Annotated in this window: 22 protein-coding genes; 11 read left to right on the top strand and 11 right to left on the bottom strand. The window is 71.2% G+C overall.

The window, feature by feature from the left end:
* Window positions 1–106: 106 nt before the first annotated feature.
* From KHC27_RS08870 to KHC27_RS08855, 4 genes are all read right to left on the bottom strand, one after another.
* Window positions 107–1441, bottom strand: a complete 1335-nt coding sequence (locus KHC27_RS08870) for an aspartate aminotransferase family protein (RefSeq protein ID WP_213337963.1) — start codon at window positions 1439–1441, stop codon at window positions 107–109.
* Complete coding sequence (locus KHC27_RS08865) at window positions 1441–2439, bottom strand: phosphotransferase enzyme family protein (protein WP_213337995.1); 999 nt, start codon at window positions 2437–2439, stop codon at window positions 1441–1443. Before KHC27_RS08865 ends, KHC27_RS08870 begins: the two co-directional genes overlap by 1 nt.
* Window positions 2440–2526: 87 nt before the next feature.
* Window positions 2527–3432: a proline iminopeptidase-family hydrolase gene (locus tag KHC27_RS08860; protein ID WP_213337961.1), complete on the bottom strand. Its 906-nt coding sequence runs from the start codon at window positions 3430–3432 to the stop codon at window positions 2527–2529.
* 64 nt (window positions 3433–3496) lie between these two features.
* Window positions 3497–4333 carry a DeoR/GlpR family DNA-binding transcription regulator gene (locus KHC27_RS08855; protein WP_213337959.1) on the bottom strand — a complete coding sequence of 279 codons (837 nt, stop codon included), beginning with the start codon at window positions 4331–4333 and terminating at the stop codon, window positions 3497–3499.
* Window positions 4334–4503: 170 nt separating this feature from the next.
* On the opposite strand from KHC27_RS08855, the gene fabG reads away from it, so the two are divergent.
* A complete protein-coding gene (fabG, locus tag KHC27_RS08850; RefSeq protein ID WP_213337957.1) occupies window positions 4504–5283 on the top strand; it encodes a 3-oxoacyl-ACP reductase FabG in 780 nt (259 codons plus the stop codon).
* A 21-nt stretch (window positions 5284–5304) separates the two neighbouring features.
* On the opposite strand, the gene uraD is transcribed toward fabG, so the two are convergent.
* The 4 genes from uraD to pucL are packed head-to-tail and all read right to left on the bottom strand — an operon-like array spanning window position 5305 to window position 10616.
* The gene (gene uraD / locus KHC27_RS08845; RefSeq protein ID WP_213337955.1) at window positions 5305–6189 is read right to left on the bottom strand and encodes a 2-oxo-4-hydroxy-4-carboxy-5-ureidoimidazoline decarboxylase; all 885 of its coding nucleotides are present in this window, start codon (window positions 6187–6189) and stop codon (window positions 5305–5307) included.
* The gene (locus KHC27_RS08840; protein WP_213337952.1) at window positions 6186–8936 is read right to left on the bottom strand and encodes a molybdopterin cofactor-binding domain-containing protein; all 2751 of its coding nucleotides are present in this window, start codon (window positions 8934–8936) and stop codon (window positions 6186–6188) included. The genes uraD and KHC27_RS08840 overlap by 4 nt, the downstream gene beginning before the upstream one ends.
* Window positions 8933–9754: an FAD binding domain-containing protein gene (locus tag KHC27_RS08835; protein WP_213337937.1), complete on the bottom strand. Its 822-nt coding sequence runs from the start codon at window positions 9752–9754 to the stop codon at window positions 8933–8935. The genes KHC27_RS08840 and KHC27_RS08835 overlap by 4 nt, the downstream gene beginning before the upstream one ends.
* A 25-nt stretch (window positions 9755–9779) precedes the next feature.
* Window positions 9780–10616, bottom strand: coding sequence for a factor-independent urate hydroxylase (gene pucL, locus KHC27_RS08830; RefSeq protein WP_213337935.1), 837 nt, complete (start codon window positions 10614–10616; stop codon window positions 9780–9782).
* A 141-nt stretch (window positions 10617–10757) separates the two neighbouring features.
* Here pucL and KHC27_RS08825 point away from each other — a divergent pair, with 141 nt between their 5' ends.
* Window positions 10758–11828 carry a LysR family transcriptional regulator gene (locus tag KHC27_RS08825; protein WP_213337933.1) on the top strand — a complete coding sequence of 357 codons (1071 nt, stop codon included), beginning with the start codon at window positions 10758–10760 and terminating at the stop codon, window positions 11826–11828.
* 98 nt (window positions 11829–11926) lie between these two features.
* On the top strand, window positions 11927–13762 hold the full coding sequence (gene ilvD / locus KHC27_RS08820; protein ID WP_213337931.1) for a dihydroxy-acid dehydratase: 1836 nt from the start codon (window positions 11927–11929) through the stop codon (window positions 13760–13762).
* A 39-nt stretch (window positions 13763–13801) separates the two neighbouring features.
* Here the strand turns inward: ilvD and KHC27_RS08815 are convergent, their stop codons facing one another.
* Both KHC27_RS08815 and KHC27_RS08810 read right to left on the bottom strand, forming a co-directional pair.
* Window positions 13802–14374: a TetR/AcrR family transcriptional regulator gene (locus KHC27_RS08815; RefSeq protein ID WP_213337929.1), complete on the bottom strand. Its 573-nt coding sequence runs from the start codon at window positions 14372–14374 to the stop codon at window positions 13802–13804.
* 7 nt (window positions 14375–14381) lie between these two features.
* On the bottom strand, window positions 14382–14876 hold the full coding sequence (locus KHC27_RS08810; RefSeq protein WP_213337922.1) for an HPP family protein: 495 nt from the start codon (window positions 14874–14876) through the stop codon (window positions 14382–14384).
* Between the two features lie 234 nt (window positions 14877–15110).
* Between KHC27_RS08810 and KHC27_RS08805 the strand changes: the two genes are divergently transcribed.
* Window positions 15111–15890: an SDR family oxidoreductase gene (locus KHC27_RS08805; RefSeq protein WP_213337920.1), complete on the top strand. Its 780-nt coding sequence runs from the start codon at window positions 15111–15113 to the stop codon at window positions 15888–15890.
* 6 nt (window positions 15891–15896) lie between these two features.
* Here the strand turns inward: KHC27_RS08805 and KHC27_RS08800 are convergent, their stop codons facing one another.
* Window positions 15897–17282 (bottom strand): aminotransferase-like domain-containing protein, encoded by a 1386-nt coding sequence (locus KHC27_RS08800; protein ID WP_213337918.1) that lies wholly within the window; start codon window positions 17280–17282, stop codon window positions 15897–15899.
* Between the two features lie 371 nt (window positions 17283–17653).
* Here KHC27_RS08800 and KHC27_RS08795 point away from each other — a divergent pair, with 371 nt between their 5' ends.
* From KHC27_RS08795 to KHC27_RS08765, 7 genes are read left to right on the top strand one after another with little or no spacing between them, the layout of a single operon-like run.
* Complete coding sequence (locus KHC27_RS08795; protein ID WP_213337916.1) at window positions 17654–18136, top strand: MSMEG_0572/Sll0783 family nitrogen starvation response protein; 483 nt, start codon at window positions 17654–17656, stop codon at window positions 18134–18136.
* 33 nt (window positions 18137–18169) lie between these two features.
* Complete coding sequence (locus KHC27_RS08790; protein ID WP_213337914.1) at window positions 18170–19258, top strand: Nit6803 family nitrilase; 1089 nt, start codon at window positions 18170–18172, stop codon at window positions 19256–19258.
* Window positions 19167–20303: an MSMEG_0568 family radical SAM protein gene (locus tag KHC27_RS08785; RefSeq protein WP_425514868.1), complete on the top strand. Its 1137-nt coding sequence runs from the start codon at window positions 19167–19169 to the stop codon at window positions 20301–20303. The genes KHC27_RS08790 and KHC27_RS08785 overlap by 92 nt, the downstream gene beginning before the upstream one ends.
* Window positions 20300–20842 carry an MSMEG_0567/Sll0786 family nitrogen starvation N-acetyltransferase gene (locus KHC27_RS08780; protein WP_213337901.1) on the top strand — a complete coding sequence of 181 codons (543 nt, stop codon included), beginning with the start codon at window positions 20300–20302 and terminating at the stop codon, window positions 20840–20842. The genes KHC27_RS08785 and KHC27_RS08780 overlap by 4 nt, the downstream gene beginning before the upstream one ends.
* Window positions 20843–20845: 3 nt before the next feature.
* Window positions 20846–21844, top strand: a complete 999-nt coding sequence (locus tag KHC27_RS08775; protein WP_213337887.1) for a sll0787 family AIR synthase-like protein — start codon at window positions 20846–20848, stop codon at window positions 21842–21844.
* Complete coding sequence (locus KHC27_RS08770) at window positions 21841–23034, top strand: MSMEG_0565 family glycosyltransferase (protein WP_213337885.1); 1194 nt, start codon at window positions 21841–21843, stop codon at window positions 23032–23034. The genes KHC27_RS08775 and KHC27_RS08770 overlap by 4 nt, the downstream gene beginning before the upstream one ends.
* Window positions 23027–23335 carry an MSMEG_0570 family nitrogen starvation response protein gene (locus tag KHC27_RS08765; protein ID WP_213337883.1) on the top strand — a complete coding sequence of 103 codons (309 nt, stop codon included), beginning with the start codon at window positions 23027–23029 and terminating at the stop codon, window positions 23333–23335. The genes KHC27_RS08770 and KHC27_RS08765 overlap by 8 nt, the downstream gene beginning before the upstream one ends.
* Window positions 23336–23346 lie beyond the last annotated feature (11 nt).

Raw genomic sequence — 23346 nt, 5'->3', positions numbered from 1 at the left:
CGATTCCGCAAGCCTTCGCAGCTATTTGCCGGGATTCTACGGAGTCGGGGTATATAAGGAATTTATCCCTTTATAGCGGATTTTCTCTATAAAGGGATAAGCGCACTCAAATCCCCCCTCGCCCCGCCAGCACCGCGCCCAGCGCGTCCGCCAGCCGGTCGGCGTGGTCCTGCCTCACGCAGAGCGGGGGGCGGATCTTCAGCACGTTGCCGTGGCGGCCGGCGGCGCCGATGAGGAGGCCGCGTTCCTTCAGCGCGTTGATGGCGTGGCGGGCGTGGCCGGGCGCCGGCTCCCCCTCCACCCGGAGCTCCACCCCGAGATAGAGCCCCGCCCCGCGCACCGCCGCCACCGGCGCCGGCAGGGCGGCGAGCCGGGCCTTCAGATGCGCGCCCACCGCTGCGGCATTGGCGACGAGCCCGTCCTCCTCGATCGCCTGCAGCACCGCCAGCGCCGCCGCGGTGGCCACAGGGCTGGCGGCGAAGGTGTTGAAATAGCCGAATTCCTCATAGAGCGCGGCGAGCAGCGCCGGCCGCGTCACCACCCCGGCGATGGGGTAGCCATTGCCCATCGGCTTGCCCAGGGTGACGATGTCCGGCACCAGCCCGTGGCGGGAGAAGCCCCAGAGCCCCGCCCCGGTGCGGCCGAAGCCGGGCTGCACCTCGTCGGCGATGAAGAGCCCGCCCTGCGCCCGCACCTGCGCCACCGCCCCGGCGAGGAAGCCGGGCGGGTCGGCATAGACCCCGTCGGAGGAAAAGATGGTGTCGACCAGCAGCGCGGCGACGCCGTGCCCTTCCGCCGCCAGCGCCGCGGCGGCGGCGGCGACGGCAGCGGCGAAGCCCGCTCCGACCTCCTCGCCATACACCGCCGGGTCCGGCGCCGGCACGGTGCGGATGAAGGGCGGCGGCGCGCCGCGGCGGTAGGAGGAGGGCGAGACCTCCGTCACCGCGGCGGTGTTGCCGTGATAGGCGGTCTCGGTGACGATGACGCCGCGCGCCCCGGTCGCGGTGCGGGCGATGCGCAGGGCGACGTCGTTGGCCTCGCTGCCGGTGCAGGCCAGCACGAGGTTGGAGAGCGCGGGGGGAAAGCTCGCCAGCAGCGCCTCGGCATAGTCGTGGGCGACGTCGAACAGGTAGCGCGAATGGATGTTGAGCGCGCCGACCTGCCGGCGCACCGCCTCCACCACGCGGGGGTGGCAGTGCCCGACGGTCGGGACGTTGTTGTAGAAATCGAGATAGGCCCGCCCGTCCGAGGCGTGGAGGAAGGCGCCCTCGCCCCGCACCAGATGCAGCGGCTCCTCGTAGAACAGCACCGAGCCCGCCCCGAAGGCGCGGCGGCGGCGCTCCACCAGCGCGGCGACATCGCCCGGCAGGCCGGTGGTGGCGGCCTCGCCAAAGGCGTTGAGGGCGAGGATCTCGGTCTTCTCCGGCGTGATCGCGGCCATCAGAGCGCCTCCCCGGCGTGTTCGGCAAGGAATCGGCGGGCCAGCATCACCGTGCCGTGGGTGTAGCCCTCGCCCAGCGCCTGCGCGGTCGGCGTCTCGGCATGGGAGGCGATCCACGCGGTCAGCAGCATCCGCCGCAGCATGATGAAGACCGGCAGGATGGCGCACTCCGCGTCGGAGAGCGGCGCCACGCTGCGGTAGCCCTCGATCCAGGCGGCCTGAAGCGCGGGAATGTAGGGCTCGTGCTCGTAGAAGCTGATGGCGGCGGCGAAGTCGTAGAGAAACCAGGAGAAGCCGCAATCGTCGAAGTCGATGACCGAGAGCGTGTCGCCGTCCACCAGCAGGTTGGCGAGCCGCATGTCGGCATGGACGAGGCCGAAGCGGTCCGGCCCGGTGCCATAGGCCGCGAGCCGCGCCCGCAGCACCGCGTCGGTGCGCTCCAGCACCGCCCGGCCGGCGGCGTCGAGCCCGAGCCCGGCGCGCCAGTCCCCCCACAGCTTCACCGCGCCGAGCATGGCGTCGTAGTCCCAGCGCTTGCGGGTGAAACCGGGCGGGCGCGGCCAGCGGCGGGCATGGTCGTGCAACCGGGCGTTGATGGCACCGAGCTCACGGTACCAGCGCGGCAGGTCCTCCCCTTCCGCCGGCTCCCGCCCCGGCAGCCGGGCGAAGGCCACCGCATGGCGCGCGGCCTCGCCATCGTGGATGTCGGCGATCAGGGTGCCGTCCCGCTGGGGCAGCGGCGACAGGGTGGCGACGATCCCCTCCGCCCCGAGCGCGGTGATCCAGGCGAGCTCGGAGGCGATCTCCTCGCGGCTGTGGTAGCCGGGCCGGTGGACCCGGAACACCAGCTCCCGCCCGTCGGCCGGATCCTGCGCCAGAAAGGTCGCGTTCTCGGAGATGGTGAGGAGGCGGATCCGGGTACCCTCTCCCAGCCCCCAGCGTGGCAGGGCGGCGGCGAGGCCGGCGCCGAGCCGGGCGAGGAAGGCCTCGTCATACATCGGCCCGGCCGCCTCGGCCGCACCGGCCTGCGGGCCGGTCTTTTCGGCCGCATCGTCCACCTCACCGCACCGATCGGTCACCATGATTCAGGCTCCGTTGCCGGGGACGGGCGCATGGCGGGCGAGGAAGCCGAGCAGCGCCGGCTCGTAGAGATGGGGCTCCTCGTAGAAGGGCATGTGGCTGGAATTGGGGAACACCACCAGCTCGGAACCGGGGATGTTCTCCCGCATGCGGCGGGCGCAGGCGGGGGTCAGTTCGTCGTGCCGGCCGACGGTGATGAAGGTCGGCACCGTGATGCGGTGGAGGTCCGGCACACGGTTCCAGTCCTTCAGATTGCCGATATAGAGGAACTCGTTAGGCCCCTGCATCGCCATGTAGGGCGCCATGTTCCAGTCGTTCAGCGAGGCGAGGATGGGCGCCGGCCACTGCGCCAGCCGGCAGACATGGCGGTAGTTCAGCAGGGTGACGGCGGCGAGATATTCGGGGTGGTCGTAGGTGCCGGCGGCCTCGTGCGCCAGCATCATCGCCACCGTCTCCGGGCCCAGCGCCGAACGCAGCCGCTCCAGCTCCTGGGCGAGGTGGGGCATGTCGGCGACCGTGTCCTCGAGAATCAGCGTTTTCAAGGCTTCCGGGTGGGTCAGCGCGTAGTCGATGGCGAGCCAGCCGCCCCAGCTATGGCCCAGCAGATGCACCGTGCCGAGCCCCAGCGCCTGCCGCACCGCCTCGGTTTCCGCGACATAGCGGCCGATGTCCCACAGCGCCGGGTCGCTCGGCCGGTCGGAGGCGCCGCAGCCGAGCTGGTCGAAGGTCACCACGCGGTAGCCGCGATCGGCGAGGAAGATGTGGGCGTCGCGCAGATAGTCGCAGGGAAGCCCCGGCCCGCCATTCAGCAGGAACACCACTTCGTCACCACGCCCATAGGAGTAGGTGACGATCTTGAAACCCTGGATGTCGAGCTCGATCCGCTCATCGGCGGGCCGCTGCTGCCACATGATACTCTCCTGTCCTTCGCCCGGCCGGCGGATTCGTCGCCGTTCGGGTCGCTTCATCTTGACGCTACGCTATCGTGATCTCGACCTGGCCCCGCTCCAGCGCGCGGCCGAGCGCGCCCTCCGGCGCGCGGTCGGTGACGAGGCGCCGGATATCCGGGATGCGGGCCCAGATCGCCAGCGCCGGCACGTCGAACTTGGCGTGGTCGGCGACGATGAGGGTCTCCGCCGCCCGGTTCATCATCGCCTTGTAGACCCAGGCCGCCGGCGCCTCGGCGTCGGCAAGCCCCTCCGGGGTCAGGCCGGAGACGCCGAGAATCGCCCGGTTCACATGGTAGGACTGAAGGAAATCAAGGGTTTCCGCCCCCACCATCATGCCCTCGCGGGCGTTGTAGCGGCCCGGGCACATGATGACCTCGACGGTCGGATTGGCGCCCAGCGCCGCCGCGACCGAGAAGGAATGGGTGATGACGGTGAGGTCCCGGCAGGTGGCGGCGACCCGCCGGGCGACATGGGTCGTGGTGGCGCCGGCGCCGATGGCGACGACCTCGCGGGGACGCAGAAAGGCCGCGGCCGCCGCCGCGATCGCCTCGCGTTCCGGTACGCTGAGCCCGTGCCGCTCGCTCACCGAGGGCTCGCCGGCAAGGGGAGGCACCGCCCCGCCATAGGTCCGGCTGAGCAGGCCGCGCTCCTGCAGCTCGTGGAGATCGCGCCGGATCGTCTCGGTCGACACGTCGAGATCGGCGGCGAGATCGCCCACCCGCAGCGTCGCCGAACCCCGCATGCCGGCGAGGATGCGCTCCTGCCGCGCCGCTTTCGACAGCCGCGCGGCCCGGCGCCCGGCACCGCCCTCGGCCAGCGGGTCGCGGCGGTCGACCTCGTCGCGTTCGGGATCAAGGGCCATGACGTGCCTGCGCCTGTGGGGCAATGTTGGAGTTCTGTTGCAAGCCCATCATATCGGTTTGGGCTTTACAACATCAAACTGGCATCGCACGCTGCTGAAAAGCGCGGCAGCCTGTTTCTTCGGCAATCCGGCCGGGGTCGAACGCGCGGCATATCAGGGAACCGGATCGCATGTTCACCTCGCTCGAAGGCAAGACCGTCATCGTCACCGGCGCCAGCAAGGGTATCGGGCGCGGCATCGCGCTGCGCTTCGGCGCCGCCGGGCTCAACGTGCTGGTGGTGAGCCGCACCCTCGCCGACGCCGAGAAGGTGGCCGCCGAGATCGGCCCCAACGCCTCCGCCTTCGCCGCCGACGTCTCCAGCCCGGAGGACAGCGAGGCCATGGCGGCGGCGGCGCTGGAGCGCTATGGCCGCATCGACGTGCTCTGCGCCAATGCCGGCATCTTCCCCGCCGCCCGGCTCGGCCAGATGACGGCGGCGGATTTCGACCATGTCATCGGCGTGAACCTGAAGGGCACCTTCCTCTCGGTCTCGGCGGTGCTGCCGGCGATGAAGGCGGCGAAGAAGGGGCGGATCGTCCTCACCTCCTCCATCACCGGCCCGATCACCGGCTATCCCGGCTGGACCCATTACGGCGCCTCCAAGGCCGGGCAGATGGGCTTCATGCGCACCGCCGCCATCGAGCTGGCGCCGTGGAACATCACGGTCAACGCGGTGATGCCCGGCAACATCCTGACCGAGGGGCTGGAAGGCGCCGGGCCGGAGTACATGGCGGCGATGACCGCCTCGATCCCGATGCGCAAGCTCGGCAGCGTCGCCGACATCGCCAATGCCGCGCTGTTCTTCGCCAGCGAGGAGGCCGGCTACATCACCGGCCAGGGCATGGTGATCGACGGCGGGCAGGTGCTGCCGGAATCGATCGGCGCGCTGGAGGAGATGGACAAGGCCTGACCCCGGCCCGCCCGCCGCCAATCAGCTCCCGCGATAGGTGGAATAGCTCCACGGCGTGCAGACGAGGGGCACGTGGTAGTGCCCCTCCGGCTCGGCGATGCCGAAGCGGAGCGGCACCTCGTCGAGGAAGGCGGGCTCGGGCAGGTCGAGGCCCCGGCCGGCGAAATAGGCCCCGATATGGAAGACGAGCTCATAGCGGCCGGCCCGCAGCGGCCCGCCACCCAGCAGCGGCGCGTCGGTGCGGCCGTCGGCATTGGTCACCGCCTCGGCCAGCAGGGCCCGGGCGGAACGGCCCACCTCAAACAGCCGCACCCGCACGCCCGCGGCCGGCGCCCCCCGGTGGGTGTCGAGAACGTGGGTGGAAAGCCGCCCGGCGGTCCGGGGCATGCCGGGGCCCTCCACCCGCTCCACCAGCCGAAGCCGGGTTATCAGGCCGATCTCGGCCAGCGCCCGCGCCAGCTCGACATCCCGCTCATGGGCGAGCCGGCGCTCGAAGCTGTCCAGCAGCACATCGCGCGTCACCCGCCGCACGCAGATGACGAAGGGAAAGCCGAAACGGGCGCGGTAGGCGGCGTTCAGGCGCTCGAAACGCTCATATTCGGCGTCGGAGAGCCGATCGAGACCCAGCCCGGCCTGCTCGCTCACCGAGGCCGGCGCCATATCGCCGGCCCGCGCCGCCTTGCCCGCGAGGTCGGGGTGGGCGGCGACGAAGGCGACGCGCTCCGCCTCCGGCCGGGCCGCCACCGCGGCGGTGAGCGCCTCGTGCAGCTCCGCCACGGTGCGGAACGGGCCGGCGCCATGGGCATCGGCCGCCACCCACGGCGCATGTTCGAAGATGCCGTCGAGCGCGGCGACAAAACCCGCGCGGTCGAGGGTGTTCAGGGTGTCGAGCGTCAGCCGGCTCATTTCGGCATCTCCGTCTCGCGGGTGCGGCGTTCCGCCAGCGCGGCGAACAGCCGGTCGGCCTTGATCGGGGTGGCGCGCACCCGCACGCCGGTCGCGTCGAAAATCGCGTTGGCCAGCGCCGGCGCCACCGGATTGTAGGGGCTTTCGCTCATCGACTTGGCGCCGAGAGGACCGACAGCGTCGGTCGTCCGGGCGAAATGCACCTCCGTGACCGGCACGTCGGCGAAGGCGGGGATGCGGTAGCCGCGGAACGTGCCGTTCGTGATGCGCCCTTCGGCGTCCAGCAGGATTTCCTCGTGCAGCGCGGCGCCGAGCGCCTGCGCGACCCCGCCCTCGATCTGGCCGCGGCACTGCATGGGGTTGATCACCACTCCCGCATCGGCGGCATGGACGCTGCGCAGGATGCGGATCTCGCCGTAGCGCCGGTGCACCGCGACCTCGAAGCCCTGCACGTTGAAGGCGACCGAACGGGGGGTGCCGTCCGCCCGCCCATCCGCCACCAGCCGCGCCGGCTCCCCCGCCGCGAGCGCCGCCAGTTCGGCAAAGCCGAGATGGCGCTCGCCGGCGCGCACGCCATGGTCCGCCAGCCGCACCTCGCCGGGAGGGACCCCGACATGGTCCGCGGCAATCTGGCGAAGCTGCTCCCCCAGCGCCAGCGCCGCCCGCCGCGTCGCCTCCCCCGCCACCACCGTGCCGGTGGAGCCGTAGGCGCCGGTGTCGTGGCCGACATGATCGGTGTCCGACTGGAGGATGCGCAGCCGGTCCGTGGTGGTCGCCAGCAGGCCGGCGACGAACTGGGCGTGAACCGTGGTGGTGCCGTTGCCGAATTCCGCCGTGCCGGTGCGCAGCTCGAAGCGGCCGTCGGGCGCCAGCGACAGCCGGCATTCCGCGACATGGCCGCGTGGCGGGATGGTGTCGATCATCGCCGCCGCCACGCCGCGCCCCACCATCCAGTCCTCGCCCATCGGCGTCGGGGCCGCCGCGAACAGCTCGCGCTCGACGACATCGAGGCACTGGTCGAGGCCATAGCTGCCGATCACCGTGTCGTCGTCGGCATCCGCGTGATGGGCGACCAGCGGATCGCCGGGACGGACCATGTTGCGGCGCCGGAAGTGGAAGGGATCCATGCCAAGCGAGCGCGCCAGTTCGTCCAGCGCCGATTCGACGGCGAAGATGGTCTGGCTCAGGCCATAGCCGCGGAACGCGCCGGCCGGCGGGGTGTGGGTATAGACGGCAAAGCCGTCCACCCGCTTGTTCGGACAGCGGTACAGCGTCAGGCACTCGTTGCTGCCGTGAAACAGCACGCCGGGGCCGTGATTGCCATAGGCCCCGGTGTTGGAGACGATCCGCAGCGCGAGCGCGGTCAGCGTGCCGTCGCGGCTGGCGCCTGCCCGCACCGTGATCCGCATGGGGTGACGGGTGGTGGTGGCGGCGAACTGCTCGGCCCGCGTCAGCTCCAGCGTCACCGGGCGGCCGGTCTTCAGCACGGCCAGCGCGACGATGTCCTCGACCAGCATCTCCTGCTTGCCGCCGAAGCCGCCGCCCACCCGTTCGGTGATGACGCGCACCCGCTCGCGCGGCAATGCGTACAGGCTGGCGAGGGCATCGCGGGTGAGGAAGGGCGTCTGCGAGCTGGTGCGGATGGTGAGGCGGCCCTCCTCGTCGAGCCAGCCGATCGCGCCATGCGTCTCGAGATGGGCGTGCTGGACGCGCTGGAGCTCATAGGTCTCCTCGACCGTCACATCGGCACAGGCAAGGCCCCGCTCGACATCGCCCACCTCGCCGTGGACTTCGGCGCAGATGTTGCGGCGGGCATTGGCGATGCGGCTCGAGCGCGGCTTGTCGTGCACCCGAGGCGCGCCCCGGCGCATCGCCCGCTCGGGATCGAACACCGCCGGCAGGAGTTCGTACTCCACCCCCACCCGGTCGCGCCCGGCCTCGGCCGCCGCCTCGGAGGTGGCGACCACCGCCGCCACGCGCTGGCCGACGAAGCGGACGACGTCGTCGAGAACGCGGGTATCGTCCACATCGTCGGTCGGCCAGTGGTGGCGCGCGGTGGAGAACAGGGTCGCCGGGGCATCGGCATGGGTCAGCACGGCCACCACGCCCGGCACCGCGAGCGCGGCGCTGGTGTCGATGCCCTGGATGCGGGCGCTGGCGTGGGGGGAGAGCAGCAGCTTCATGTGGAGCATGCCCGCCCGGGCACCGTCGGGCGCGATGTCCATGGTGAAGCGGGCGCGGCCGGTGACGATGCCCGGCCCGGCGGGCGCGGGAATGCTGCGGCCGATCGCATCGCCCGGCTGGCCGCCTTCGGCATGGCAGGTGCCGGCGACGGCGTCGGCAATGGCGCGATAGCCGGTGCAGCGGCAGAGATTGCCCTTGAGCGCGGCGCACAGATCGCCCTTCCGCTCCTCGTCCAGCGCCGCGGCGGTCATCACCATGCCGGCCGTGCAGAAGCCGCACTGGAAGCCCTGCGCGTTCAGGAAGGCGCGCTGCACGGGGTGGAGCGTCCCGTCGGCAGCGGCGAGCCCCTCGATCGTCGTCACCGCGCGGCCTTCGGCGCGGAAGGCCGGCACCAGGCAGGAATGGACGGGATGGCCGTCCAGATGCACGGTGCAGGCGCCGCAATCTCCCGCATCGCACCCCTTCTTCACCCCGAACCAGCCGAGTTCGCGCAGCAGCGTGCGCAGGCACTGCCCGGCGCGCGGCGCAGCCTCCTGCTCCCGTCCGTTGACAAGCAGCCTCACGACATACCCCGCTGCAGCTCGTCGCGTATTTCCAGCGCGAATTCACGGGTGAGGTGGCGGCGCCATTCCGGCCGGCCATGGACGTCGTCGTAATAGAGCGAGGTGGGGATGTCCTCGATCAACCGCAGCGCCAGTTCGTCCGGGGTGGGAAAGCCGACGCACCGGATCTGGACCGGGCGGCGGGTGGCGGCGGTCACCGTCAGGATGAGGCGGTGATTGGCCCACGTGCCGATGACCAGAACGCCCGAGCGCCCCAGCGCGGAGAGCGAGGCCCGGCGGAAGGCGCAGCGACGGTGAAAGGCATGGACCGGCAGTTCGATGCTGCGCACCACCTCGCCTTCCGCCAGTTCCACGTCGAGCGGGCCATGGATGAAATCGACCACCCGCATCCGGCGCTCGCCGCCGTCGCGGGCCCAGATCACCACCTCGCCGTCGAGCGCCGCCGCGAGCGAGATCATCGGGCCGGCCGGCAGGCCCATGCAGATGTTGCCGCCCACCGTGGCGGTGTTCCAGATCTTGAAGGACGCCAGGAAGGACCGGCAGCACAGCCCGATCAGCCCCGCCGCCCGCCACTGATCCGGCGCCCGGAATGCCGCGAGTTCGGCGATGGTGCAGGTCGCGGCGATGCTGACCGTCTCCGGCGTGACGCGGATCGGCTCCCAGCCCAGCGCCGTCAGGTCGACCAGCCGGCGGACGGAGGGCTGCGGCTCGGAGAACAGCCAGGTGCCGCCGGCAAGCAGCGCCTCGCCCGGAACCGGCGGGCCCAGCTCGCTGCGAGAGCGCGGGCGGCTGACCGCCTCGACCGAATGAAGATCCATCACCCGGCCCCTCGCTCTCCGCGCCTCATCGACCGACCGTGCATTCGATCTGGCCGTGCGGCTCGTCGGTGGGGGTGAAGACCTGCCCGTCGAAGGCACGGTCGAAGGGCGAGAGGTCGATCGGCAGGTAGTGCTTGTTGGGGCAGGCCATGGAGATCTCGGCGATCTCCGGTACCGCCGCCAGCACCGCCTCGCCCATGAGGTACATGGTGTTCTGCACGCCGGGGCTGTAGGTGCCGGCGAACACCTTCAACGCCGCGTCGAGCACCGCCCGGTTGGCGTCGGGCCAGGAGGCCGGGGTGGCGGACCAGCGCCAGCTCGCATCCATGCTGGTGGCGAACAGCCGGTCGGCGGTCGGCTTCAGGGTGGTCGCCTCGTCCTTCCAGTAGTTCTCCCAGCCGGAGGCGGTGGTCTTGAGGACGGTGAAACCCTCGATGCCGGAAACCAGGGAGCGCGCCTCCCGCGTGGCGGTGAGCTTCACCGTGGGGTGGCCGTTGGCGTCGCGCAGGAAGGCGTGGTCGTGCTCCGCGCCATCGACCAGCAGCCGCGCCCACCGTGTCTCGCTGGCGGTGATCTCCACCCGGTCGACATGGGCGTAGCGGTCGAGGAAATAGCTGGCGAGGGCACCGGCAAAATCCTCGTTCTCCAGCCCGACATTGTCGCGGGCGACGATGTTGACGATGTTCTTGATCGTGTCCGTGGCGATGACCGCGGAATTGTCGCCCACGGTGTAGGACGCCTCGAAGGCGCCGGCCAGCATCGCCCGGACGCTCAGCTCGCGCACCTCGTGCCGCTCGGAATCGCGACGGACCCGCATGATGCGCACCCGGCCCTTGCCGTAGCTGTTGCGGATGAGCGGCATGTCGGTCCCCTTACGAATCGTCTGCGCCCCCGGCCGAGGCAACCTCATGCTGGCATCTTAACGACTGATGCGCCGCATGATATTCGAGATTGGAGAGCGTACCGCTGCCTGTTCGGCAGCATTGCGGCCGGATTCTGCAGCATGACCAAACGTGAGCCGCCGCGCCCCGCCAAGAGCGGCACCAAGAAAAGCTGGGAAGAAAACGGTTCTATTTTACCGGAAAAATCGATATATTCTCCGACCACAGCACCGGCGCGGCCGCGCGACCACGCCCTGTCGCCGGCGCACCTGGCGCGGGTGTTTCACCAGCCCGGCGTCATCTATTTCAGCGCCGTTGCCGAATGCCTGTCGATCCGGGAGGCAGCACGCCGGCTGAACGTCGCCTCCTCCGCCGTCACCCGGCAGGTGACCCAGCTCGAGGATGCGCTCGGCCTCGCCCTGTTCCAGCGCGAGACCCGGCGGCTGACCCTCACCCCCGCCGGCGAAATCCTCTACCGCCAGGTCCGCCGCCTCACCGCGCCGCTGGAGGCGGCGGTGGCGGAGCTGGACCTGCTGCGGGGGCTGAAGACCGGCTCCGTCCGCATCGCCAGCGTGGAAAGCGTCGGGCTCTCCTTCCTGCCGGGACTGGTGGTGGCCTTCACCCAGGCCCATCCACGGCTCTCGGTGGATGTCAGGATCTGCGCCTCGACCGAGATCCAGGCGCTGCTGGTCGAGGATCAGGTGGACATTGGCCTCGGCTTCGTGACCCGCCCGCCACCGCTCGTCGAGGTCGCGGTGCGCCGCGACGTCCGCATCGGCGTCCTGATGCGGCCGGACCACCCGCTGGCCGCCGAGCCGCGGCTGACGCTTGCCACCTGCATGGCCCATCCGCTGGCGGTGGCCCGCCCGGAACTGTCGATCCGCGAGGTGATCGAGCCTTTCCTGCGGCATGCCAGCCCGTTCGCACCCCCGCTCGTCGAGGTCGACTCGATCCGCATGCTGGTGGAACTGGCGCGGCTGGGCCGCCATGTCTCGGTCATGACGCCGATCGGCGCCCAGAACGAGCTGCTGAACGGCGAGCTGGTGTTCCAGCCACTGGAGGATTACGGCCTGCCGGCCAACCGCTTCGGCCTCATGGTCCGCGCCGGGCACAGCCTGTCCTTCGCCCCGGCCGCCTTCTACGAGCACGCCAAGCGCTATTTCCACGACGTCCCGCTGCCCGGGGCGATCTGAACCGGCTCACGAGGCTGTAACCGTTCAAACAGGGTGTTGCGCATCCGGGCCCGCCGGGCGCATATGCGCGCACGACCGAGAAAGCCCGGAGACGCCCCATGCCCGCCTATCGCTCGCGTACCACCACCCATGGCCGCAACATGGCCGGCGCCCGCGGACTTTGGCGCGCCACCGGCATGAAGGACGGCGACTTCGGCAAGCCGATCATCGCCGTGGTGAACTCCTTCACCCAGTTCGTGCCCGGCCACGTGCACCTGAAGGACCTCGGCCAGCTCGTCGCGCGGGAGATCGAGCAGGCGGGCGGCGTCGCCAAGGAATTCAACACCATCGCGGTCGACGACGGCATCGCGATGGGCCATGACGGCATGCTCTATTCGCTGCCGTCGCGCGAACTCATCGCCGACAGCGTGGAGTACATGGTCAACGCGCACTGCGCCGACGCCATGGTCTGCATCTCCAACTGCGACAAGATCACCCCCGGCATGCTGATGGCCTCGCTGCGCCTCAACATCCCTACGGTGTTCGTCTCGGGCGGCCCGATGGAGGCCGGCAAGGTCGTGCTCCACGGCAAGAAGGTGGCGCTGGACCTGGTGGACGCCATGGTCGCCGCCGCCGACGAGCGGGTCTCCGACGAGGATGTGAAGGTGATCGAGCGGTCGGCCTGCCCGACCTGCGGCTCCTGCTCCGGCATGTTCACCGCCAACTCGATGAACTGCCTCACCGAGGCGCTCGGCCTCTCCCTGCCCGGCAACGGTTCGACGCTCGCCACCCACGCCGACCGCAAGCGGCTGTTCGTCGAGGCCGGCCACCTCATCGTCGACATCACCCGCCGCCATTACGAGCAGGACGACGCCAGCGTGCTGCCGCGCGCCATCGCCTCCAAGCAGGCGTTCGAGAACGCGATGGCGCTCGACATCGCGATGGGCGGGTCCACCAACACGGTGCTGCACATCCTCGCCGCCGCCTATGAAGGCGAGGTCGACTTCACCATGGACGACATCGACCGGCTCTCCCGCAAGGTGCCGTGCCTGTCCAAGGTCGCGCCCGCCAAGAGCGACGTCCACATGGAAGACGTCCACCGTGCCGGCGGCATCATGTCGATCCTCGGCGAGCTCGACCGCGGCGGCCTCATCAACCGCGACTGCCCGACCGTCCACGCCGCCTCGCTCGGTGAGGCGATCGACCGCTGGGACATCACCCGCACCGGCAGCGAGAGCGTGCGCGAGTTCTTCCGCGCCGCGCCCGGCGGGGTGCCGACCCAGGTCGCCTTCAGCCAGAGCTCGCGCTGGGACGAGCTGGACACCGACCGGCAGAACGGCGTCATCCGCTCGGTGGAGCACCCCTTCTCCAAGGATGGCGGACTCGCGGTGCTGAAGGGCAACCTCGCGCTGGACGGCTGCATCGTGAAGACCGCGGGCGTCGACGAGAGCATCCTGAAGTTCACCGGCCCGGCCAAGGTCTATGAGAGCCAGGACGCCGCGGTGAAAGCCATCCTCGGCAACGAGGTGAAGGCGGGCGACGTGGTCGTCATCCGCTACGAGGGGCCCAAGGGCGGCCCCGGCATGCAGGAGATGCTCTACCCCACGAGCTACCTGAAGTCGAAAGGGCTCGGCAAGGCCTGCGCCCTGATCACCGACGGGCGGTTCTCCGGTGGCACCTCGGGCCTGTCCATCGGCCATGTCTCGCCGGAAGCGGCCAATGGCGGCACGATCGGGCTGGTGCGCGAGGGCGACACCATCGCCATCGACATCCCCAACCGCACCATCTCGCTGGTGGTGTCGGAAGAGGAGCTTGCCCAGCGCCGCGCCGCGCAGGACGCCGCCGGCTGGCGCCCGGCCCAGCCGCGCCAGCGCAACGTCACCACCGCGCTGAAGGCCTATGCCGCCTTCGCCACCTCCGCCGACAAGGGCGCGGTGCGCAAGCTGCCGGACTGAGCGCCCGGCACCGGCCCGGGAGACAGCTCCCGGGGCGGCCTACCGGCGGCAGCGGGCGCGCAGGCGATCCAGCGTGCGGGTGAAGACGGCGGCATCGTCCAGCGCATGGGCGAGGACGATGGCGCCCTGTATGGCCACCACCACCTCCTCGGCGAGGGCGGCCGCCTCATCGCGGGGGAAGCCCTCGCGCGCCAGCGCCACCGCCAGGGCGTCGCGCCAGCGGCGGAAATAACCGTCGATCCGGCAAGCGAAGCGCTCGCGGGTCTGGCCGAGGGCGAAGGCGCCGATCAGGCAGGCGCGGCGGCCGGAACGGAAATAGGCGTCCACCGCATCGAACATCGCGGGAAGCGGCGGGGCGGGATCGTCGCCCGCCCGGCCGCGCCCCTCGCGCAGCGGGGCGAAGATGCGGGTCTCGAACCAGCCATCGATCTCGGCGAGCACGGCCTCCGCCATCTCGTCCTTCCCGCCGGGGAAGAAGTGGTAGAGGCTGCCCTTGCCGAGGCCGGTGCGGGCGGAGATGCGGGCGAGGCTGGCGCCCTCATAGCCGCATTCGCGGAACAGCTCCCCGAGCGCGGGCAAGATATCCTCCCGTTCGGCGACGACCCGCGCCATGGCCGCCTCAGGGCGTGGGGTGCAGCGGATATTGCGTGCCGGTGAGGCGGTGATAGACGCTCGCCACCACCACCAGCACCACCGCGCCCGCCAGAACCGGCACCAGCAGGAAGCTCCACTGCGGCTGGGCGATGGCGAAGACGAGGATAGGGTCGGCACCCGCCGGCGGGTGGGTGACGCGGGCGATGGCCATGGCCGCGATGGCCGCCCCGACCGCGATCGCGGTGGCCCACCACTCCGCCGGCAGCACGGTGTGCAGCGCCAGCGCCACCGCCGTCGCCAGCACATGGCCGCCGATCACGTTCGCCGGCTGGGACAGCGGCGAATTCGGCACCGAGAACAGCAGCACGCAGCTTGCCCCGAACGGCGCGATGAGGAGCGGCACGCCGGCATGGACCGACAGCGCCCCGGTGACGCCGATGGCGACCAGCGCGCCGAGGCCCGCCAGCAGCGCGACGTGAGGCTTGTGGGGGGGCTGGTGGCGATGGATGTAGCGGCGCATCTGTGTACCGTCCGTTCAAGTTTGTACCGTTTGGTACAGAGCCGGCCGCCGATCGTCAAGCGCCGCAGAGTCACCGCGGCCGGCGGGCCGGCCGAGCCAGGCGGCGGGCGAGGCGGCCGGGTGAGGCGGCAGGACACGCGGCAGGACACGCGGCAGGCCAGGCGCGGGATCGGGTGGCGCCCGGCGGGTGGCCGGTCCATTGTGCCGGCAATTGCCACCGAGAGACCCGAGCGCATGAGCGACGCCATCCCCGCCCCGTTCCGCCTCACCGGCCGCGTCGCCCTCGTCACCGGGGCCGGTCGCGGCCTCGGCTTCGAGATGGCGAAGGCGCTGCGTCAGGCGGGCGCCCGGGTGGTCATCACCGGCCGCGACGCCGGCCGGCTCACCGCCGCGGCGGAGGCGCTCGCCCGGGAGGAAGGCCCCGCCGTCGACATCGCGGCCTTCGACATCGCCGACATCGAGGCCGGCCGGGCAGCGGTGGCGGACATCGTGCTGCGCCATGGCCGCCTCGACATTCTGGTGAACAATGTCGGCGCCCGCGACCGTCGGCCGCTCGCCGCCTTCGAGGAGCCGGAGGCCCGCGCCCTGCTGGAGGCCGATCTCATCGGCCCGATGCTGCTGAGCCGGGAGGTGGCCAATGTCATGGCCGGCCAGAGCCATGGCCGGCTGATCTTCGTCACCTCGATCGCCGGCCACGTCGCCAATCGCGAGGACCCGGTCTATACCGCCGCCAAGGCCGGGCTCACCGGGCTGATGCGGGCGCTGGCGGTGGATTATGGCCGGCTCGGCATCACCAGCAACGCCATCGCGCCGGGCATGTTCGCCACCGAGACCAACCGCCACCTCGTCGAGAACGCGGATTTCTCCCGCTTCGTCGACATCCGCGTGCCGGTGGGGCGCTGGGGCCGGCCGGAGGAGATCGGCGCCGCGGCGGTCTTCCTCGCCTCGGACGGGGCCTCCTTCGTCAACGGCCATGTGCTGACCGTCGATGGCGGCCAGACCGTGCGGATGTAGAACGCCTCAGAGGAAGGCCGACGCCACCTCCGGCGAATGGGCCAGCGCGTGCGCCATGTATTCCAGCGCGCCGCGCACCTTCTCGCGGTCCACCGGCCCGCCGAGACAGACCCGGGCGGCTTCCGGCGGGGTGCCGGCGGCGGCGAAGACATCGCTCGCCACCACCCCGATGCCGGTGGAGAGCATGTGGCCGACAAAGGCGGAGCGGGTCCACGGCTCCGGCAGCTCCACCCAGAGATTGAAGCTCAGCGGATCGGCCCGGAAGCTGCCCGGCGGCAGGATCTGCGCCGCCATCTGCTGGCGCGCCGCGCTCTCCGCACGGATGAAGCGCAGCAGCGTGTCGGCGGTGCCGTCCTCGATCCAGCGGGTGGCGAGCGCGACGGTGAGCGGCGAGGCCATGACGTTGGCGGCCCGCAGCGCGGCGGCGAAGGGCCAGCCGGCCTTGGCCTCCGGCACCACGACATAGGCCGCGCGCAGCCCGGCGCCGATGCATTTGGCGAGGCCGGCGACATGCCAGGTCAGGTCCGGCGCGATCGCGGCGAAGGGCGGCAGCCCGTGGGCGGGGATGAAGCCATAGGCGTCATCCTCCACGATCGGCACATGGTGGTGGCGCGCGACCTGGGCGATGGCGGTGCGGCGGGCCTCGGGAATGGTGAGGGTCGTGGGGTTCTGGAGCGTCGGGTTGAGGTAGATCGCCTTCGGCGCGAGGCGCACGCAGGCATCGGCGAAGGCGTCGGGGTCGATGCCGTCACGGTCCATCGGCAGACCGACCAGCCGCAGGCCGAGCTGGGCGGCGATGGAGCGCGCGCCGGGATAGGTCAGCGCCTCGCACAGGATGGTGTCGCCGGGCTTCGCCAGCAGGGTGAAGATGCCGAGCAGGGCGGGATGGGCGCCGGGGGTGACGAAGACGCGCTCCTGCGCCGGCACCAGCGCGCGCCGGCTCAGCCAGGCCGAGGCGGCGTCCTTGTCGGCGGGCGAGCCGCCGAAGCCCTGGTAGCGCAGCAGCGCGACGAGGTCGCGGCCCACCTCCGCCAGCCCCTCCTGCATCCGCTCGATCAGCGCGGGGTCGGTGGGCTCCGGCGGCAGGTTCATCGAGAGGTCGACGATCTCGTGGCGCGGGGCGTGGGCGGGGCGGCGCTCCGGTCGCGGCATGGCGGTGACGAAGGTGCCCTGCCCGACCCGGGCCTCCACGAGCCCGCGCTTCTGCGCCTCGACATAGCCCCGCGCCACGGTGGTGAAGTCGATGTCCAGCTCCTTGGCGAGGCGCCGCTGCGGCGGCAGCCGGTCGCCCACCGCCAGCCGCCCGGCCTTCAGATCCTCGGCGATGAGGTCGGCGATGGCGAGGTAGCGGGGTTTGTCGCTGCGGGAGAGGTCGGGAATCCAGTCGGCCATGGCGCGGTGCGGTCGAATCTCGGGTTTGGCGGTCGATTCCGCTCCGGCGGGGGCCGGCGACGGAATTGACTGTATAATGTTGCATCACCGTCTTGTCACCTGTGGTCCGTGTTTTGCTGCGTCTGGTTCAATGATGCGGCCGCGGTACGCTGTGACCGGATGTGCATGGAACTTAGGCAGCATCAGGCGTGACGGCGAATGGAACCGCGACATTCGGCCAGGATTCAGGCAGGCGTCGGAGCGAAGTGACTATATTATTGACTGCATATTGATGATAGATTGATGCTTTACATAAGCAATCAATTGCCCTATTGAATGCATGCGCCGTCGCCAACCGGCACGCCGCCCATCATTCAGCCGAGGAGAGCATCATGGTTGCCGTCACCGTGCCGGCCCATCAGAAGGGCGACATTCTGGTCGACTACGAAGACAAGAAGTTCGAGGACGTGAAGGCCGGCCCCGGCGAGAAGGCGCTGGTCACCTTCCACACCGTCGCCTTCGAGGGGTCGATCGGCCTCGTCAACATGCTCCAGGCGCTGCGCCTGCAGCGCAAGGGCTTCGAGACCTCGGTGCTGCTCTACGGCCCGGGCGTCACCCTCGGCCTCCAGCGCGGCTTCCCCAAGCTCGGCGACGAGGCTTTCCCCGGCCACCAGAACTTCAACAACCAGATCACCAAGTTCATGGAAGAAGGCGGCAAGGTCTATGCCTGCCGCTTCGCGCTGCAGGCGCTGTACGGCCATGGCGAGGGCTCGCTGATCCCCGGCATCATCCCGATCAGCCCGCTCGACGTGCTGGACATCATCTTGCTCCACCGCCGCGACGACGCCTTCATGCTCCACACCTGGACCGTCTGAGCCCCGCGCGGGAGGAAGGAGGGAGACGCCGCCATGACCGAGAAAAGGATCGTCCGGGTCGCCGCGGTGCAGATCGCGCCCGACCTCGACAGCCTCGAAGGCACGCTCGCCCGCGTCCTCGCGGCGCTGGACGAGGCGGCGGCGAAGGGGGCGCGCCTCGTGGTCTTTCCCGAGACCTTCGTGCCCTGGTACCCCTACTTCTCCTTCGTCCTCCCGCCGGTGCTCACCGGCGCCGAGCACCTCCGGCTCTATGAGAACGCCGTGGTGGTGCCCGGCCCGGCGACGGAGGCGGTCGCCGCGAGCGCCCGCCGCCTCGGCGTGGTGGTCGTGCTCGGGGTCAACGAGCGCGACCACGGCTCGCTCTACAACACCCAGCTCGTCTTCGACGCCGACGGCTCGCTGAAGCTGAAGCGCCGCAAGATCACTCCCACCTTCCACGAGCGCATGATCTGGGGCCAGGGCGACGGCGCCGGGCTGCAGGCGGTCGACACCGCGGTCGGCCGGGTTGGTGCGCTGGCCTGCTGGGAGCATTACAATCCCCTCGCCCGCTACGCCCTGATGGCGCAGCATGAGGAAATCCACGTCGCCCAGTTTCCCGGCTCGCTGGTCGGCCCGATCTTCGCCGACCAGATCGAGGTGACGATCCGCCACCACGCGCTGGAATCCGGCTGCTTCGTGGTGAACGCCACCGGCTGGCTCACCGAGGAACAGGTCGCCCGGGTCTGCCCGGACGAGAAGCTGCGCCGCGCCGTCAGCGGCGGCTGCATGACCGCGATCATCTCGCCGGAAGGCAGCCACCTCGTGCCGCCGCTCACCTCGGGCGAGGGCATTCTGGTCGCCGATCTCGACATGGCCCTCATCACCAAGCGCAAGCGGATGATGGATTCGGTCGGCCATTACGCCCGCCCGGAACTGCTCGGCCTCCAGCTCGACAACCGGCCGGCCGTGCCGATGCGCACCAGCGCCGCCTTTCCCCACACCGCCTTCCCCGTGCCCGCCGACATGACCGACCCCACAGGGAGCGACCGCGATGAAACCGATGGCGCCGACCGCCGATCTGGCCCCGCTGCCGACCGAGCGGCTGATCAACGAGTTGCAGTCCTACGGGGTCCGGCTCGCTGAGCCGAAGGCGGGCGCCGACAGCCGGCGCGGCGGCGCCGGGCCGTCCGACCACAAGGCGATGACCATCGACGGCATGACCGTGATGGTCCCGGTCCACACCGCGCCCGCCTTCGACAGCCCGTATCTCGTCGAGAAGCCGGACGCCTTTGGCCGCAGCGTCATCCGCCGCGACGGGCTGGCGCTGGGCGAGGTGAGCTTCCCGCTCCAGCCGAAATTCTACGGCCTCACCACCGCAGACGGCATTCCCTACTCGAAGATCGCGGTGCTGCACGGGCGCGACGTGCTCGCCACCACCGTGCTGCAGAGCTGCATCCGCTACCAGAGCCGCACCAAGACCTGCCAGTTCTGCGCCATCGGCCAGTCGCTCGCCGCCGGCCGCACCATCGAGCGCAAGACCCCGGCGCAGCTCGCCGAGGTGGCGAAGGCGGCGGTGGAGCTCGACGGCGTGAAGCACATGGTGATGACCACCGGCACCCCGCCCGGCCGCGACCGCGGCGCCGCCCTCCTCGCCGAGAGCGCGGCGGCGGTGAAGGCGGCGGTGGACCTGCCGATCCAGGTCCAGTGCGAGCCGCCCGACGACGACGCCTGGTTCGGCCGGCTGCGCACCGCCGGCGCCGACGCGCTCGGCATGCATCTGGAAGCCGTCACCGAGCCGGTGCGCCACCGCATCATGCCCGGCAAGGCGCAGGTCTCGGTGGAACGCTATTTCGAGGCCTTCGCCGCCGCCGTGCCGGTGTTCGGGCGCGGGCAGGTGTCGACCTACATCCTCGCCGGCCTCGGCGACAGCCGCGAGGACATCCTCGCCACCTGCGAGCGGCTGGTCGGCCTCGGCGTCTATCCCTTCGTCGTGCCCTTCGTGCCGATCTCCGGCACCCCGCTGGAAAGCCACCCGACCCCCACCCCCGCCTTCATGCACGCCATCCTCGGCCCGCTGTCCGGCATGCTGGTTGCAAGCGGTCTCAAGGCCATCGACGCCAAGGCCGGCTGCGCCAAATGCGGGGCCTGCTCGGCGCTCTCGACCTATGAACGGAGGGCCTGCTCGTGATCCTCGAACCATTCAAGCCGTTCACCGCGGCCGCCTTCATGGTGAAATACGCCACCGAGGGCTGGGAGCGGCGCGACGCCGCCCGGCTGCGGCGCCGGGTGTTCTGCGAGGAGCAGGGCCTGTTCGAGGGTGACGACCGCGACGGCATCGACGACATCGCCACGCCCATCGTCGCCCTGTCCGATCTCGGGGTGGCGCCGGGCGACGTGGTCGGCACCGTGCGCATCCACGAGGAGGCGCCCGGCCTGTGGTGGGGCTCGCGGCTCGCGGTCGCCGCCGACCACCGCAGCGTCGGCGCCATCGGTCCCGCGCTCATCCGCCTTGCGGTGTCCTCCGCCCATGCCCGGGGCTGCACCCGCTTCCTCGCCAATGTGCAGAGCCAGAACGGCCTGCTGTTCCGCCGCATGCGCTGGCGCGTGGTCGGGGAGTTCGAGCTGCTGGGTCGCCCCCACCTGCGCATGGAGGCGGACCTCGCGCATTATCCGCCCTTCCGCGCGCCGGAAACCGGCTTCCACGCCCATTCCCGCAAGGCGGCCTGAGCCATGAGCGCCCGCGTCCTCGCCCCGTTCGATCTCGCCGGCCTCGCCGCCGGGCTGCGCGCCGGCCGGGCGCTGGCGGGCAAGGCCGATATCGGCCTTGCCACCGCCCGGCTCGGCCTTTCCGCGGCGAGCGCGGTGGCGGTGGGCGACGACTGCGCGGCGATTCCCGACGGCGAGGGCTTCCTGCTGCTGGCCATCGAAGGCTTCATGAACGAGTTCGTCGCCGGCGACCCCTGGTTCGCCGGCTGGTGCGGGGTGATGGTGAACCTGTCCGACATCGCCGCCATGGGCGGGCGCCCGCTCGCCGTGGTGGACGCGGTGTGGGCCGATGGCGAGGCCGGCGCCGCCCCGGTGCTGGCCGGGCTGCGCGCGGCGGCGGAGCGCTTCGGCGTGCCGATCGTCGGCGGCCACACCAACATCCGCACCGATCGCGGCCAGCTCTCGGTCGCCATTCTCGGCCGGGCGAAGCGGCTGCTCACCTCGTTCGACGCCCGCCCCGGCGAGCGGCTTGTCGCCGCCATCGACCTGCGCGGCCGCTACCGCGAGCCGTTCAGCAACTGGGAGGCGGCGACCGAGGCCCCGGCCGAGCGGCTGCGGGGCGACCTCGAGCTGCTGCCGCGCCTCGCCGAGGCCGGACTCTGCCGGGCGGCGAAGGACATCAGCCAGGGCGGGGTGGTCGGCACCGCCGCCATGCTGGCGGAATGCTCCGGCGTCGGCGTCGCGCTCGATCTCGCCGCGGTGCCCGCGCCGCCGGGCGCCGATCCGCTGCGCTGGCTCACCAGCTTCCCGAGCTACGGCTATCTCCTCTCGGTGCGGCCGGACGACGTCGCTGCCGTGCTCGGCCTGTTTGCCGGGCGGGGCATCGCCGCCGCCGATATCGGCGCGGTGACTTCGGCGCGGACCGTCACCGTCACCGACGGGACCGCCACCGAGACGATCTGGGATTTCGAGCGGCAGGTGCTGCTGGGCTGCGGCCCGGGCGAGCGGGAGTACGCGGCATGAACGGCCCCCTGACACCCCGGGCGCGGCCGGAACGGGCGCGCCCCCTGCGGATCGCCATCCTCACCCATTCCACCAACCCGCGCGGCGGCGTGGTGCACGCGCTGGAACTCGCCGACGCGCTGGTGCGTCTGGGGCACGAGCCGGTGGTGCACGCCCCCGATCCGCGCGGCACCGGCTTCTTCCGCCCCACCCTCACCGAGGTTGTCGGCGTGCCCGCCTCCCCCGCCGGGCCGGACGTGGCGGAGATGGTGCGCCGGCGCGCGGCCGACTATGTCCGCCATTTCGAGGTGGCGGCGCATCGCCGCTTCGACGTGTGGCACGCCCAGGACGGCATCTCCGGCAATGCGCTGGCCGACCTGAAGCGGCGCGGCCTCATCGACCGCTTCGCCCGCACCGTGCACCACATCGACAGCTTCCGCGACCCGCGCCTGCTGGCGCTGCAGGAGCGGGCCATCCACGCCGCCAGCGAGCATTTCGTCGTCAGCCGGCTGTGGCGGGACGAGCTGGTGCAGCGCTATGGCCTCGCCCCGACGCTGGTGGGCAACGGCGTCGACACCTCCCGCTACAGCGCCCGCCCCGCGCCGGAGGACGCCGCGCTGCGCGCGCGACTCGGCCTCGGGCGCGGCCCGGTGATCCTCTCGGTCGGCGGGGTCGAGGCCCGCAAGAACACGGTGCGGCTGCTGGAGGCCTTCGCCCAGCTCCACGCCGTGCATCCCACGGCGCAGCTCGTCATCGCCGGCGGCGCCTCGGTGCTGGACCACCATGATTTCCGCGACCGCTTCGCCGAGGCGTTCGCCCGCAGCGGCCTGCCCGCCGCCGCCGTGCTGGAAACGGGACCGCTGCCGCAGGTCGACATGCCCGCGCTCTACCGCCTCGCCCACGTGCTGGCCTTTCCCTCGCTCACCGAGGGCTTCGGGCTGGTGGTGCTGGAGGCGATGGCCAGCGGCACGCCCTGCGTGGTCTCGCGCATCGCCCCCTTCACCGAGCATCTGCGCGACGACGAGGTGGCGTGGTGCAACCCGGAAAGCCCGGCCTCCATCGCCAACGCGATCGGCATGGCGCTGGGCACGGATTTCGCCGCCAGCCTCCGGGCCCGCGGCCTGAGGGCGGCGCGCCGGCACGACTGGGAGGCCACCGCCCTCGCCCATATCCCGCTCTACCGGCGCCTCGCGGAGCTGCAGCATGCCTGAGATGGTCTTCCACATCCGCTGGCCCGACGGCACCCGCGAGGCCTGCTATTCGCCTTCGCTGGTGATCAAGGACTATTTCGCCCCCGGCGAGAGCTACCCGCTTTCGGACTTCCTGGCCCGCAGCGCCACCGCGCTGAACATCGCGAGCGAGCGGGTGCAGGCGCGCTACGGCATGCCCTGCTCCCGCGCCATGGGCCAGCTCGCCCGCATCGAAACGGCCGGGCGCCGCTTCCAGGCAGCGTCCGCGAACGCCCCCGACATTCCCGAACCGCGCGTGACCGTCGAAGCTTTCGACGCCTGACGCTGGAGGAC

This window comes from Ancylobacter lacus, assembly GCF_018390635.1.
Classification (GTDB): Bacteria; Pseudomonadota; Alphaproteobacteria; order Rhizobiales; family Xanthobacteraceae; genus Ancylobacter; species Ancylobacter lacus.
Note: the sequence above shows the minus strand (reverse complement) of the source record. Positions and strands in the feature narration are given on the sequence as shown.